The organism is Actinacidiphila rubida (assembly GCF_900110255.1).
Taxonomy (GTDB): domain Bacteria; phylum Actinomycetota; class Actinomycetes; order Streptomycetales; family Streptomycetaceae; genus Actinacidiphila; species Actinacidiphila rubida.
On the sequence record NZ_FODD01000033.1, the window covers coordinates 1 to 13,523 of the forward strand.

A 13,523-nucleotide genomic window follows, 5' to 3' on the forward strand; every position below is an offset into this window, starting at 1 on the left:
GGTTGGGCCTGGCCGGGGGGTGGTGGGGGCGGGTGTGGGGGGTGAATTGGGGGGTGTCTGGTTTTCGTCGTTGGCGTGGGGTGTTTTTCGCCGTGTATTGACGAACTGGGCTGCCTGTTTTTTTATCGGAGGCTGCAGTAGAGCAACGGTTCCCGGCGATGCCGTGCTCGTGGGCTTCAGTCCGGTCTGACGCCTAACTCATGGGGGAAATAATATGGATATCGAAGTGCTTGGTGCGCTTGCCGTACGGGAGAACGGGGTCTCGATCGTGCCGACGGCGCCCAAGCCGCGGCATGTCCTGGCGTTGTTGGCGTTGCACGCTGATCAGGTGGTTCCGGTTGGCGCGTTGGTGGAGGAGTTGTGGGGCGCGAAGGTTCCGCGTAGTGCGCGTACGACGTTGCAGACCTACATCCTGCAGTTGCGGGAGTTGATCGAGCAGGCGTTGGCGGCAGGTGGTGCGGCCGGGTGTGGGTCGCGGGCGCCTGGTGGCGGCGGGGCCAAGGAAGTGCTGGCGACGGTGCCGGGCGGGTACCGGTTGAACACCACGGGCGGGACGGTGGACTACCGGCGGTTCGAGGTGCTGGCGGCGGCCGGGTACCGGGCGATGGACGGCGAGGACTTCAGCGAGGCGGCCGGGGCGCTGGCGCAGGCGCTGGCGTTGTGGAGCGGTCCGGCCCTGACCGACATCCAGGTGGGCCTGCGCATCGGGATGGAGGCCCGGCGGCTGGAGGAGGCGCGGTTGTGCGCGCTGGACCAGCGGATCGAGGCGGACCTGCGGCTGGGCCGGCACCGGGAGTTGCTGCCGGAGTTGACGGTGCTGGTCAACCAGCACCGGATGCACGAGTCGCTGCACGGGCAGTTCATGCTGGCCCTGCACCGCTCGGGGCGGCGTGGCGAGGCACTGGACGTCTACCAGCGGCTGCGCTCCACACTGGTCGCGGAGCTGGGCCTGGAGCCGTCGCCGGCGCTGGCCCGGTTGCAGCGCTCGATCCTGATGGCCCGCCCCGAGCCGCCGCTGGGCGGTTCCGCCGCGCGCCGCCTGGTCGCCCGCACCGGCTGACCACCCAGCCCGCCCCCCGCACCCTGTCACCCGATGCCGCCGGCCCCCTGACCCCGGGGCGCCGGCGGCACCAGCACACCGGCGGCACCAGCACACCCCCGTCACAAGCCCCTCACGGCCCCGCCACGGCCCTGCCCGGCCCGCGCCCTGCCCCCGCCTCCCACGCCCCCCTGCGCGTCCGCCCTGTGCCCGCGCACGCATCCGCCCCCGCACCGCCATCCCGGCCCCCTTCCGCAACCCCCCGGCTCGCCTGCGCACCTGATGCCGGGGACGGCCCCGCGCCCGCCCGGGCCTGACACCGGCGGCCCTCTTGGGTCCGATGCCGTGGCTGATGCCCGGGGGTGACGGCTTGTCGGCCCCGGCGTTCCCGTTGCCTGCCGCGTTCGTCGCCGTCTCCGCTCGTGCCCGCCGGCAGCTGGGGCGGGTGCGGTAGCGCGCCCCCGGGCGTGTTCCGGCCCGTGCGGGCGGGGGTGCCCGTGACAGCGCGACACCCCCGGACGGCCCCTGCCCCCTGGTGCCTGCACCGTGTGCTGGTGACCGCGGCGCGCCCCGACTGCCCGGCCTGCCTCTGCGGTGACTGCGGCGCGGCGCCGACTGCCCGGCCGGCCTCTGCGGCGTCTGCGGTGTCTTCGGCGTCCGCGAGGTGCGTGACCGTGTCCTGCCCCCCTGCCCCCCTGCCGTCGGGCCCTTGCTCGGGGGATCGACCGGTGGGGTTCGGCGTCCGCCACCGGGGCGGTGGCCGCGGTGGCGCAAGGGTCTGTGACCGCGGGCGTCGGCCCTGGCGTTTTGCGTCCCGCGAGTTCGGCGACTGCGCTCGGGGGCTGGTGGCCGTGCCGGCGGGACATCCCTGGCGCCGGGGGTCCCGGCACGGGGCCGGGGCCGGGGCTGGTGGCGGTGTGCCGCTGGTGGGTGTCTGTTCGGCGCTGCCCCTGCGGTGTCTGCCGGGACCCGGTGACCGCGGGTGGGGGCGGTGCCCGCCCGGACGCCCGCGCCTGCGTCTGACGTCCGCGTCTGACGTCCGCGTCTGACGTCCGCGCCTGACGTCCGCGCCTGACGTCGCGCCCGCGCCTGGGTCTGTGCCCGTCTGCGGTTGCGCCTGTGGGGAGGGGGAGTTGACGGCCCTGGACGCGGGTGGCGGGTGTCCGCGTGCGGGGTGTCGGGCCCGGGCTCGTCGCTGCCCGGCCTGCGTCCCGGGCTGTGTTCAGCTCCCGGCGATGAGGGCGGTGATCGTCGGCGGTGGTGACTTCGCGGTGTCGGCCCTGGGGGCCTGCGCCCTGCGCCCTGCGCCCTGTGCCCTGTGCGGGGTGCGCGCGGGTGCCGGCGCGTGGCCGAGGTTCGTGGCCTGTGGCGGTTCGGCGTCCGTGCGGGGCCGGGGTGCGGCCTGCGGCGGTTCGGCGTCCGTGCGGGGCCGGGGTGCGGCCTGCGGCGGTTCGGCGTCCGTGCGGGGCCGGGGTCGGTGACCCGGTGACCCGGTGGCCCGGTGCTCCCGAGGTCGGTGCTCGCGGTGTCGGGTGTCTGTGGTGGGTGGGTTTGTGTCGGGGTGGGGGGTGTGGGCCGGCCGCCCCTGCGCCGGCCGGCCCTGTTGCCCCTCCCTGGGGGGTGGTTTCCACTGCGTGAACCGCACGCCGGGTTGTGTGCCCGTGGTTTGCGGGTGGGGTCCGGAGTGCCCCGAGTCGGTGGTTCGGCGGTGGTGGCTCGTCCCCGTGGTGTGGTGGTGCGTTCCCGCGGTGCCGGTGGTGTGCCGGTTCCGGGCCGGTCCCGTTGCGGCCGGTGGCGGGAGGGTGGGGTGGGGGGTTAGGCGGCGTAGAGGTCGAAGGTGGAGGTGCGGCGTGGGCCGGCGGTGATGTCGAGTCGTGGGTCGACGGCGAGCATGGCTTGGTGCATGCGCTGGAGTTGGGGTGAGGGTTCGACGCCGAGCTCGTCGATGAGGCGTTGTCGCATGCGGCGGTAGACGTCGAGGGCGGCGGCCTGCCGGCCGGAGCGGTAGAGGGCGACCATGGCTTGGGAGTGGAGGCCTTCGTGTTGGGGGTGGCGGGCGATCAGGTCGGTGAGTTCGGCGATCATTTCGACGTGGCGGCCCAGGCGCAGTTCGGCGTCGATGCGGCGTTCCTGGGCGACCAGGCGGCTTTGGGCCAGGCGCAGGACTTCGATCTCCAGGACGGGGCCGGTGCGCACGTCGACCAGTGCGGGGCCCTGCCACAGGTTCAGTGCCTGGCGCAGGAGGTGGGCGGCGGTGGTGTCCTTGCCGTCCTCGAAGGCCTGCTGGCCTTCGGAGATCAGGCGTTCGTAGACGTAGACGTCGACGGCTTCGGCGGGTATTTGCAGCAGGTACCCGCCGTGCCGGGTGGCCAGGACGTCCTTGGCGGTGGCGGCGACCTTGGGGCCCATGGCAGCGCCGAGCATCCGGCGCAGTTGCAGGATGTAGGTCTGCAGGGTGGTCAGGGAGCTTTGGGGCAGTTCGGTGCCCCAGGCCTCTTCCATCAGGGTGGGCACGGGCACGACCCGGCCAGGGTGCAGGGCGAGCAGGGCGAGGATCTGACGTGGCTTGCCCGCGCTCGGGACGATCGAGATTCCGTTGACTTCGGCATCCAGTGAACCCAGCAGCTTGATGTTCATACTTCCTCCCGTTCATTTCCGTGGCCGTTGGGATGCGCAGCGTAGCGAGGCTTCAGATGGTGTCCCGGGTGTGACGCGGACGGTGCGGGCCGCAAGCAGCCTGAGACCAGACATGCAGCGGTCATGGACAGCGGCACCAGCGCTCCTCAAGCGTTCCTGGAGCGCGGCCGTCCCGAAGCGGGCGGTGGCACCGGCCGGTGCGGGGGCCCGCGGGGCGTGTGACCTGGTGGGGTGTGCGGGACGCGTGGTGCCGGGCGCCCGGGTGCGCCCTGATCGCCCGCCTGCCGCCGCCGTCCACGCGAGGTCCCTGCCCCGGGCCGCCGCCCACAACCCCTCGCCCCCGCCCGCCGCCCCCTCGCCGCCGCCGGTTGTTGCCCGCGGCCGTCCCCGGGCGCCGGCCCCTTCACGATCCCTGCCCCAGGGCCCGGCGCAGGCGCACGCGACCGCGCCGCGGGCCGTCCCGGACACGTGGACCGGCGTGGCGCCGCGGGGCGTTGAGAGGACTACGAGGCGAGGTCCAGCCTCCCCTGACCGCCCCTGGCATCGATCCCGGCCGCGGCGTCGAACCACCCGCCCGCCCCCACCATCCCCACCGCGCCCACAGTCCACACCGGCCCCACCCGCAATCGCCCCCGCGAACGGCCCACCCGCACGCGGCGACCCCACCGCCCCCCCGCGAACGGCCGTCCCGCGCGCACCCGTTCGCCCCGCCTTCCGCGAACGGCCGTCCCGCGCGCACCCGTTCGCCCCACCGCCCCGCCGGCCCGCGGCCGGCCCGCGCGCGCCGCGGTGGCGCCGTGTGCCGCGCGAGGGCCCGCGCCCGCGGGCCTTGCCGGGGTCGGCGTCGGGTCAGGGCCTGGCGCCCGCGGGCGTGTTGCCGTCCGCGTCCCGCCAAGCCCCGCCATCCTCGGTTGCGTTGACCCGGTGCTCGCGCGAAGGCCGGCCGCCTGAACCGGCCTCCGGCCCCCGGCTCCGGGCCGTCCCGTGTGCGGGCCGGCCCGGGGCCCGGCTGTCCGTGGCTGCCCGACGGCCCGGCTGTCCGTGGCTGCGCGGGTGTTGGCCGGGGCCGGGGCCGGGGCCGGGGCCGGGGCCGGGGCCGGGAGTGGGGCCGGGGCCGGGAGGGCGGGGCCGGGTGGGGGCTGGGGGGTGTGGGTGGGGTGTGGGCTGGTGAACGGTTGTGTGACCTACGTCACTTAGTGGTGGTCTTGGCGTGGGAGTGCTGTCAGTGTCACGATTTCCGCACGCCTTCCCTGCCCGAAAACATGTGCGGTGGCAGTGGGTTGACGCGGCGGAGGGTTCGCCGGTCGGTCGCAGGCGTGAACGCGAGGGCGCTCCCCTCGGTCGACTGATCCCGTTGATCATCCCGTTCGGGGCGCCATCCCGCTGGGTTTTGATGGTTGTTGCCGGTGCGGTTGATGGTGCCGTCCGGTGTGGTTGCGGTTGCGGCCGTGGTTGCGGGGGTCTTTGTCCGTCGGCCTGATCCGCCGTTCCTGGTGCCTGTCACCGCCCGTCGTCTTCCCTTCCTTTCTTCCTTCCTTTCTTTCCTGTGGTGTCTTCGGTTTTCCCGGTTGGTTGTCCGTGTGCCCGTGTTCCGGGTGCCCTGCTGTCGCCTGCTTGTCTGTCGGGCGGGGTGGTGGGGTCCTGGGCGGGCGGGCGGGCGGGCGGGATGCCGGGGTGCCGGGGTGCCCGGGGGTGCCGGGGGGTGGGTGGGGGTGGGGGTGTGCGGGGGGTGGGGGTGGCTGGTTGGTGGTTCCACTGCCCGTGCTGTCGAGAAGAAGTGGATTCCGGATAATGGCGAGGCTATGCAAGCCGGCTATGCATGCGCCGGAACATGTCATCACGGTGGAAGAGACGCTGGAGTTTGCCGAGAAGGCGCATGCCGGCAAGCCGCAGCTTCCGCTGGCGCTTCGGCTGATTCGAAACACGGGGGTGAAGAAGCGGCATCTTGTGCAGCCGATCGAGGAGACGCTGCGGCATCCGGGTTTCGAGGAGCGCAACCGGATCTACGAGGTGGAGTCGAAGAAGCGCACTCCCGCGGTGATCGAGGAGGCGTTGGCGAACGCGGAGCTGACGGCACGTGACATCGATGTGATCATCTATGTGTCGTGCACGGGGTTCATGATGCCGTCGCTGACGGCGTGGCTGATCAACAAGATGGGTTTCCGGTCCGACACGCGGCAGATCCCGATCGCGCAGCTGGGTTGCGCGGCCGGTGGTGCGGCGATCAACCGGGCGCACGACTTCTGCATGGCGCATCCGGGCAGCAATGTGCTGATCGTCAGCTGCGAGTTGTGCTCGCTGTGCTACCAGCCGACCGCTGACGACATCGGTTCGCTGCTGTCGGACGGGCTGTTCGGCGACGCGGTCGCGGCCGCGTGCGTGCGGGGCAGCGGTGGTACGGGGATCGAGTTGGAACGCAATGCCTCGTACCTGATCCCGGACACCGAGGACTGGATCTCCTACGCGGTGCGGGACACCGGTTTCCACTTCCAGCTGGACCGGCGGGTGCCGGGCACGATGGAGCCGCTGGCGCCGGTGCTGCGGGAGCTGGCCAAGGACCACAGCTGGGAGGCCGGCAACCTCGACTTCTACATCGTGCACGCCGGCGGGCCGCGGATCCTGGACGACCTGGCGAAGTTCCTGGAGGTCGACCGGAGCGTGTTCCGGCACTCGTGGGCGACGCTGACGTCCTACGGCAACATCGCCTCGGCGGTGGTGCTGGAGGCCGCGCGGCGGTTGTTCGAGGAGGACACCCCGCAGGCGGGTGCCACGGGTCTGATCGCCGGGTTCGGTCCGGGTATCACCGCCGAGATGGCGTTGGGCACCTGGGCCTGACCTGCCCTGCCGCCCCCAACCCCCCCTTTTTTTCGGCCCCGCGCGGTGTTGAGCCGGCGCGGTACGGCCCCCCCGGGGGGTGGGGGGCTGTGTTGTCGGCGGTGTCGGTTGATGAAGGGGTGAGGTGGGTGACGGGTCTGGTGCTGCCCGCGGGTGCGGGGCGCAGGTTGGTGACGCCGGCGCAGGAGGTGACGTTCAAGGCGACGGGGGAGCAGGGCTCGTCGGTGTCGGTGTTCGAGGTGGTGGTGCCGGCGGGTTTCGATGTGGGTGCGCATGTGCATGCGCGGTCGCAGGAGTTCTTCTACGTCCTCGAGGGTGAGCTGGAGTTGCTGGCGTTCGAGCCGGCGCAGCGCACGGACAGCGACTGGCACCGGTGGCGTGCCGCGGACGCCGATGAGGGTGTGGTGCGGGCGGGGGCGGGGGCGTGCATGTTCGTGCCGTCGCACACGCCGCACGCGTTCCGTAATGCCGGGGATGTGCCGGCGCGGATGTTGTTCACGTGTTTTCCCTCGCCTGATCACGAGCGGTACTTCGAGGAGATCGCGGAGATCTGGGGGCGGGGCGGGGCGGTGGATCCGGAGGCGGTGGCCGCGATGCGGCGCCGTTATGACGTGGAGCAGATCACGCCGTTGCGGTTCGCGCCGCCGACGCCGGCGGCCGCCGGCGCGGGGGCGGCGGGCACCGGCGGGACGGGAGGGATGTGACCGATGGAATCGATTCCCCTGGTGCATGCGAGTTTGGGTGAGCGGGAGCTGGCGGCGGTCGCGGAGGTGTTCGCCGGTGGCTGGCCGGCCGGGCAGGGTCCGGCGGGCAAGGCGCTGGAGGCGCAGCTGGCGGCGCGTTACCGGGTCTCGGACGCGGTGGCGGTCTCCAACTGCGGTGCCGCGCTGCATCTGGCGTTGATGGCGCTGGGTGTCACGCCCGGTGACGAGGTGATCGTCGCGGACTACACCTTCCCCGCGCCGGCGCAGGCGGTGCGGTATCTGGACGCGGTGCCGGTGTTCGCCGATGTGCGGCCCGAGACCGGCACGATCGATCCGCAGGCGGTCGCGGACCTGGTCACCGACAAGACCGTCGGGGTGATCGCGGTCGACACCCTGGGGCTGCCCGCGGACTACGCGCCGCTGCAGGAGATCGCCGACCGGCACGGCCTGTTCGTCGTGGAGGACGCCGCGTGCGCGGTGGGCGCGACGTATCAGGGCGCGGACGCGGGCGCGCTGGCCGAGGTGGGCTGCCTGTCCTTCCACGGCCGCAAGGGCGCCACGTGCGGTGAGGGCGGTGCGCTGCTGGCCGCCGACGCGCGGATCGGCCAGGACGCGCGGCTGCGGTCCTCGTTCGGGATCGGCAGCATCTTCGAGATGGGCAAGGTCGTGGGCCTGCCGGTGCCGCAGTTCACCGAGATCGGCTACAACTTCAAGCTCTCCGACATCGCCGCGGCGATCTTGTCGGTGCAGCTGGACCGGATCGGTGAGCTGCTGGAGCGCCGCAACAAGGTCGCGGCCGCCTACGGGCGGCTGCTGGGCGGGCAGGACCTGCTGTCGCTGCCGCACGTGCCCGGCGACCGCACGCACGCCTGGCAGTCCTACCTGGTCACGCTGGACCCGGCGGTCGACCGTGCGGCGGTCGCCGCGGAACTGCGGGGCAAGGGCATCGGCTGCGGGCACGGCGCGTGGGCCAGCCATCTGCAGCCGGTCTTCGACGCGAAGCAGTCCTGCCCGGTCTCGGCGGACCTGTTCGCCCGCAACCTGGCCATCCCCATGCACGCCGAGCTGACCGACGAGCAGGTCGAGCAGGTCGCCGGCGCCCTGATCAGCGCCGTGCACGCACACGCCGGCACCACCACCCACGCCCTGGGAGGGGCAGCATGACCACCCACCCCGCCACCACCCACCCCGCCTCCGCCCACCAGACCGCCGTCACCGATGAGGGCACGGCTGTGCCGGCCGGCGGCGCTTTGTTCGACGCGGCGCCGGGCGGGGGTGTGCCGGACCCGGACCGGGTGCTGCGGCTGATCAACGGCTACTGGGCGACCGGGGTCTTGGGGGCGGCCGCCAGCCACCGGGTGTTCACGCATCTTGCGCAAGGCGCGCGGGACGCGGCGCAGGTCGCCGGCCGTGCGGGGATCTCCGAGCGTGGTGCGCAGACCCTGCTGGACGGGCTGGTCAGTGTGGGCCTGGTGAGGGTCGAGGCGGGCGTGTACCGCAACACCGCGGAGGCGGCGACCTATCTGGTGGAGGACAGCGCGGTCAGCCTGAGCGCGTTCGCGAAGCTGAAGCTGGCGCACATGGGTGCGCTGACCGATCTGCCGCAGGTGGTCGCGGCCGGCGGCCCGATCACCGACGCGGTGGTGGAGGTCGCGGACAATCCGCACTGGCAGGAACTGGTCAAGGCGATCGCCCCGCAGTCGGTGCCGGCCGCACGGCTGGCCACCACGGTGCTGGGCATCGAGCAGGCCGGGCCGATCACGATCCTGGACGTCGGCGGCGGCTCGGGCATCTACTCCGCGGTGTGGCTGGCGGCCAACGCGCAGGCCCGGGCGGTGCAGCTGGACTGGCAGCCGATCAACGCGATCGCGCGGCGGCTGATGGACGAACGCGGCCTGGGCGACCGGTTCACCTGCATCGACGGCGACTTCCACACCACCGACTTCGGCAGCGGCGGCTACGACCTGGCGGTCTACTCCCACATCGCGCACCAGGAGGGCCCGCAGGCCAACACCGAGGTCTTCACCCGCCTGCGCCGCGCCCTCAAGCCCGGCGGCGCGCTGCTGGTGTGCGACTACGTCGTCGACGACGACCGCACCGGCCCCGGCTTCCCGCTGATCTTCGCCTCCGAGATGCTCCTGAAGAGCCATCAGGGCAGCACCTGGCGCGCCCAGGACTACCGCGACTGGCTGACCAAGGCCGGCTTCACGGACATCACCTTGCACAGCGCACCGCCCGCGACCCTCGTCGTCGCCCGCTGACCCACCCACCCCGCCCGCCCCGCCGCCCCGCCCGCCCCGCCGGCCTGCTGCCGGCCCGCGCCCGCCGGCCCACGCAGCCCACGCAGCCCACGGGCCTGTTCGCCGGTGGGTGGTCGGTGCCGGCCGGGGGTGTGCCGGCGCAGGCCGGGCGGGGCGGGCCTGCCCGTGTGTTTCGTTGGCTTGTTACCCATGAAAGGGATGTCGCTGATGACTGCCGTGAACGTCGCGATTGTCTACTACAGCTCCACCGGGACGGTCCACACGCTGGCCCAGGCCGCCGCCGAGGGTGCGGAGAAGGCCGGTGCGGTGGTGCGGTTGCGCAAGGTGCGGGAGCTGGCGCCGCCGGAGGCGGTCAACTCCAACCCGGCCTGGGCGCAGCACCTGAAGGACACCGCCGGGGTCCAGGAGGCGTCGCTGGACGACCTGAGCTGGGCGGACGCGGTGCTGTTCGGGACGCCGACGCGGTTCGGGAACGTCGCCAGCCAGCTGAAGGCGTTCATGGACACCGCCGGCGGCCTGTGGCAGCAAGGCGGCCTGGCCGGGCGGGTGTTCTCGGCGTTCTGCGCCTCCGGGACCGCGCACGGCGGCCAGGAGTCGACGATCCTGGCGCTGAGCAACACCTTCTACCACTGGGGCGGGATCATCGTGCCGCCCGGCTACACCGACCCGATCCAGTTCCAGACCGGCAACCCCTACGGCACCTCGCACATCGCGGGGACCGGTGCGCCCACCGAGGAGATCCTGACCGCGGCCCGCCACCAGGCCCGCCGCGTGGTGGACACCGCCGCCGCGCTGAAGGCCGGCCGCCAGGCCTGAACCCCTTCCCGGCCCGCCACCGGGCGGTGCACACCCCCCCGCCCGGTGGCCGCGGCCACCAGCTGGTGACCGCTGTGAGTGACCTGGCGCGTGACCTGGTGCGTGACCTTGTGCCCCCCCTTTTTTCGGCCCGGCCGTGTGTCACCGGGCCGAAAAAAAGGGGGGGTTGTTCGTCGAGTCGTAAAGGAGACTGTGCGATGAAGAGCGCCACGGCTTACCGATCGATACAGCAGCGCGGTCTTCATATCGGCCTGCTGCCGGCGATGGCGGCGGCGGTCGATCCGTCGACGCCGATCACGCTGGACCATGATCTGGACGTGTTGCCGGACGCGGGCCGGGAGTTGACGGCGGCCGCGCTGGCGAAGATCGTCGAGGACCTGTCGGCGCGGCTGGCGGCGGCCGGGGTACGGGCCGACGACCATGTGGTGGTCCACAAGCGGGCGAACGCCGACATGTGGGTGCTGGCGTGCGCGCTGTCGCGGATCGGCGCGGTGCCGGTGATGCTCTCGCCGGGGCTGAACGCGGCCACGGTCGCGGCGCTGATGCGGCGGCTGGGACAGCCGAACCTGCTGACCGACGAGCACAAGCTGCACGGCGGCCTGGCCGAGGCCGGCGCGCCGGGCCTGGCCCGGCGGGTGATCGTGGTGGCCGGGTCGTATCCGGGCGCGGTCTCGCTGGCGGACCTGGCCGGCTCCGCGCCGGTGGCGCCGGTGCAGCGGCCCATCGACGAGGCGGCGGTGATCACCCACACCTCCGGCACGACCGGCATCCCCAAGCTGGTCGTGCACACCCCCCGCACGCAGGGCCTGCGCCTGAAGCCGCAGTGGCGGCTGCTGGGCCTGATCCGCAAGCGGGAGACCGTCGCGATCCACATCTCCTTCGTCCACTCGCGGATGGTCGCGGCGATGGCGCTGGCGCTGGTCAAGGGCTGGCCGGTGCTGCTGATGAACGACGGTGAACCGGCCGCGGCCGCCGACTTCTTCCTCGCGCACCGGCCGGGCCTGATCGAGGCGCTGCCGAACTCGCTGATGGACTGGCAGCACCTGGCCGACGACCCGCGGCGCCCGTTCGCGTCGGTGAAGTACTTCTCCTCGACGTTCGACGCGATCCACCCGGGCACGATGAGCCGGCTGCTGAAGTCCTCCCAGCGGCGCGGCGCCCTGTTCTTCCAGATCTACGGGCAGAGCGAGGTCGGCCCCGCGGTCGGCCGCGCCTACTTCCGCTCCTCCGCGCACAAGGCCAACGGCCGCTGCGTGGGCTGGCGGATGCCGCTGGGCGCGGCCAAGGTGCGGGTGGTGGCCCGCGACGGCAAGCGCCCCTCACCGGCCAACCCCGGCTTCATCGAGGTGGCCTGGCCGGCCCTGGCCAAGACCTACTACGCCGAGCAGGACCGCTACGACGCCAACCGCGACGGCGCGTGGTGGCGCACCGGCGACGTCGGCTACTTCACCCGCGTGGGCTGCCTGCACATGCTCGACCGGGAGGTCGACATGATCCCCGGGGTGCGCAGCTCCCTGGAGATCGAGGACCTGGTCCTGGCGCGGCTGCCCGAACTCAGCGAACTGGCCGTGGTCCAGGGCCCCGACGGCCAGGCCATCCCGGTGATCTGCACCCGCGACGACGCACCCCTGGACGTGGAGCGCTGGCGCGCCGCGGTCACCGCGTTCCCGCAACTGGCCGACCCCGTGCAGATCCCGCAGGCCGAACTGCCCCGCACCGCCACCCTCAAGGTCCAGCGCCTGGCCCTGGCCGACCGCCTCAAGCAGCAACTCACCGGCGACGACGCCTGACCCCCGCAACCCCCCCTGCATCCTGCTGCACCCCACTGCATCGCCCCGGCCCCCTGGTGGCGCCCCGCCCGCCGATGCGCGGGCCGGACCCCACACGGGGGGCGGGGGCGATGCAGTCCCACGCACGTGCCGTTCCGTCCGTTTCGTGTTTCGGTTTGGAGAGGGCCATGTCCCGCAGCCTGTTCACTTCGGAGTCCGTGACCGAGGGCCACCCCGACAAGATCGCCGATCAGATCAGCGATGCCATCGTGGACGCGCTGCTGGCCGCCGACCCGGCCTCGCGGGTGGCGGTGGAGACGCTGATCACCACCGGGCAGGTCCACATCGCCGGCGAGGTGACCACCACCGCCTACGCCGACATCGCCTCGCTGGTGCGCCAGACCATCCTGGGGATCGGCTACGACTCCTCGGCCAAGGGCTTCGACGGCGCCTCGTGCGGGGTGTCGGTCTCGATCGGGTCGCAGTCCCCGGACATCGCGCAGGGCGTGGACGCCGCCTACGAGACGCGGGTGGGCGGCGCCGGCGACGAGCTGGACCGCCAGGGCGCCGGCGACCAGGGCCTGATGTTCGGGTACGCCTGCGACGAGACGCCCGCGCTGATGCCGCTGCCGATCGAGCTGGCACACCGCCTCTCACGCCGCCTGACGCAGGTCCGCAAGGACGGCACCGTGCCCTACCTGCGCCCCGACGGCAAGACGCAGGTGACCATCGAGTACCACCAGGGCCGGCCGGTGCGCCTGGAGACCGTGGTGGTCTCCTCCCAGCACGCCGCCGACATCGACCTGGACGCCCTGCTGGTGCCCGACGTGCGCGAGCACGTCGTGGAACACGTCCTGCACCAGCTGGCCGAGGACGGCATCAAGCTGGACACCGACGGCTACACGCTGCTGGTCAACCCCACCGGCCGGTTCGAGATCGGCGGCCCGATGGGCGACGCGGGCCTGACCGGCCGCAAGATCATCATCGACACCTACGGCGGCATGGCCCGCCACGGCGGCGGCGCGTTCTCCGGCAAGGACCCCTCCAAGGTCGACCGCTCGGCCGCCTACGCGATGCGCTGGGTCGCCAAGAACGTCGTCGCCGCGGGCCTGGCGGCGCGCTGCGAGGTCCAGGTCGCCTACGCGATCGGCAAGGCCGAACCGGTCGGCCTGTTCGTGGAGACCTTCGGCACCGCGACCGTGCCGGTGGAGCGCATCGAGCACGCCATCGGCGAGGTCTTCGACCTGCGGCCGGCCGCGATCATCCGCGACCTGGACCTGCTGCGCCCCATCTACGCCGCGACCGCCGCCTACGGCCACTTCGGCCGGGACCTGCCGGACTTCACCTGGGAGCGCACCGACCGCGTGGACGCGCTCAAGGCCGCCGCCGGCGCCGCATGACCCCCGGCCGGCCCGCCGGCCCGCCCGTGCGGTGTGCGGCGCACGTGTGCGCCCTGTCCTGT

The 13,523-nt window shown here is 72.9% G+C and carries 9 protein-coding genes; 8 read left to right on the forward strand and 1 reads right to left on the reverse strand.

Going from position 1 to position 13,523, the window contains the following annotated elements; genetic code table 11:
• Window positions 1–214: 214 nt before the first annotated feature.
• Window positions 215–1,060: an AfsR/SARP family transcriptional regulator gene (locus BMW99_RS28255; protein WP_069463362.1), complete on the forward strand. Its 846-nt coding sequence runs from the start codon at window positions 215–217 to the stop codon at window positions 1,058–1,060.
• A 1,794-nt stretch (window positions 1,061–2,854) separates the two neighbouring features.
• Here BMW99_RS28255 and BMW99_RS28260 read toward each other — a convergent pair.
• A complete protein-coding gene (locus tag BMW99_RS28260; RefSeq protein ID WP_075017793.1) occupies window positions 2,855–3,676 on the reverse strand; it encodes an AfsR/SARP family transcriptional regulator in 822 nt (273 codons plus the stop codon).
• A gap of 1,791 nt (window positions 3,677–5,467) precedes the next feature.
• On the opposite strand from BMW99_RS28260, the gene BMW99_RS28265 reads away from it, so the two are divergent.
• From BMW99_RS28265 to metK, 7 genes are all read left to right on the forward strand, one after another.
• On the forward strand, window positions 5,468–6,511 hold the full coding sequence (locus BMW99_RS28265) for a type III polyketide synthase (RefSeq protein ID WP_176735674.1): 1,044 nt from the start codon (window positions 5,468–5,470) through the stop codon (window positions 6,509–6,511).
• A 128-nt stretch (window positions 6,512–6,639) separates the two neighbouring features.
• Entirely contained in the window at window positions 6,640–7,215 is a 576-nt protein-coding gene (locus BMW99_RS28270; protein ID WP_075017820.1) for a cupin domain-containing protein, read from the forward strand.
• A gap of 3 nt (window positions 7,216–7,218) precedes the next feature.
• Complete coding sequence (locus tag BMW99_RS28275; RefSeq protein WP_075017794.1) at window positions 7,219–8,379, forward strand: DegT/DnrJ/EryC1/StrS family aminotransferase; 1,161 nt, start codon at window positions 7,219–7,221, stop codon at window positions 8,377–8,379.
• The gene (locus BMW99_RS28280; protein WP_079176209.1) at window positions 8,376–9,476 is read left to right on the forward strand and encodes a class I SAM-dependent methyltransferase; all 1,101 of its coding nucleotides are present in this window, start codon (window positions 8,376–8,378) and stop codon (window positions 9,474–9,476) included. Before BMW99_RS28275 ends, BMW99_RS28280 begins: the two co-directional genes overlap by 4 nt.
• A 204-nt stretch (window positions 9,477–9,680) precedes the next feature.
• Window positions 9,681–10,292: an NAD(P)H:quinone oxidoreductase gene (wrbA, locus tag BMW99_RS28285; protein ID WP_075017821.1), complete on the forward strand. Its 612-nt coding sequence runs from the start codon at window positions 9,681–9,683 to the stop codon at window positions 10,290–10,292.
• 197 nt (window positions 10,293–10,489) lie between these two features.
• Window positions 10,490–12,082: a class I adenylate-forming enzyme family protein gene (locus BMW99_RS28290; RefSeq protein ID WP_069465382.1), complete on the forward strand. Its 1,593-nt coding sequence runs from the start codon at window positions 10,490–10,492 to the stop codon at window positions 12,080–12,082.
• Window positions 12,083–12,249: 167 nt separating this feature from the next.
• Window positions 12,250–13,461, forward strand: coding sequence for a methionine adenosyltransferase (gene metK / locus BMW99_RS28295; protein WP_069465381.1), 1,212 nt, complete (start codon window positions 12,250–12,252; stop codon window positions 13,459–13,461).
• Window positions 13,462–13,523: the final 62 nt, after the last annotated feature.

Excerpts from the sequence above, each read along its gene's own strand:
- BMW99_RS28255 (WP_069463362.1), top strand. The coding sequence starts at position 215 with ATGGATATCGAAGTGCTTGGTGCGCTTGCCGTACGGGAGAACGGGGTC.
- BMW99_RS28260 (WP_075017793.1), bottom strand. The coding sequence starts at position 3,676 with ATGAACATCAAGCTGCTGGGTTCACTGGATGCCGAAGTCAACGGAATC.
- BMW99_RS28265 (WP_176735674.1), top strand. The coding sequence starts at position 5,468 with ATGGCGAGGCTATGCAAGCCGGCTATGCATGCGCCGGAACATGTCATC.
- BMW99_RS28275 (WP_075017794.1), top strand. The coding sequence starts at position 7,219 with ATGGAATCGATTCCCCTGGTGCATGCGAGTTTGGGTGAGCGGGAGCTG.
- BMW99_RS28280 (WP_079176209.1), top strand. The coding sequence starts at position 8,376 with ATGACCACCCACCCCGCCACCACCCACCCCGCCTCCGCCCACCAGACC.
- BMW99_RS28290 (WP_069465382.1), top strand. The coding sequence starts at position 10,490 with ATGAAGAGCGCCACGGCTTACCGATCGATACAGCAGCGCGGTCTTCAT.
- metK (WP_069465381.1), top strand. The coding sequence starts at position 12,250 with ATGTCCCGCAGCCTGTTCACTTCGGAGTCCGTGACCGAGGGCCACCCC.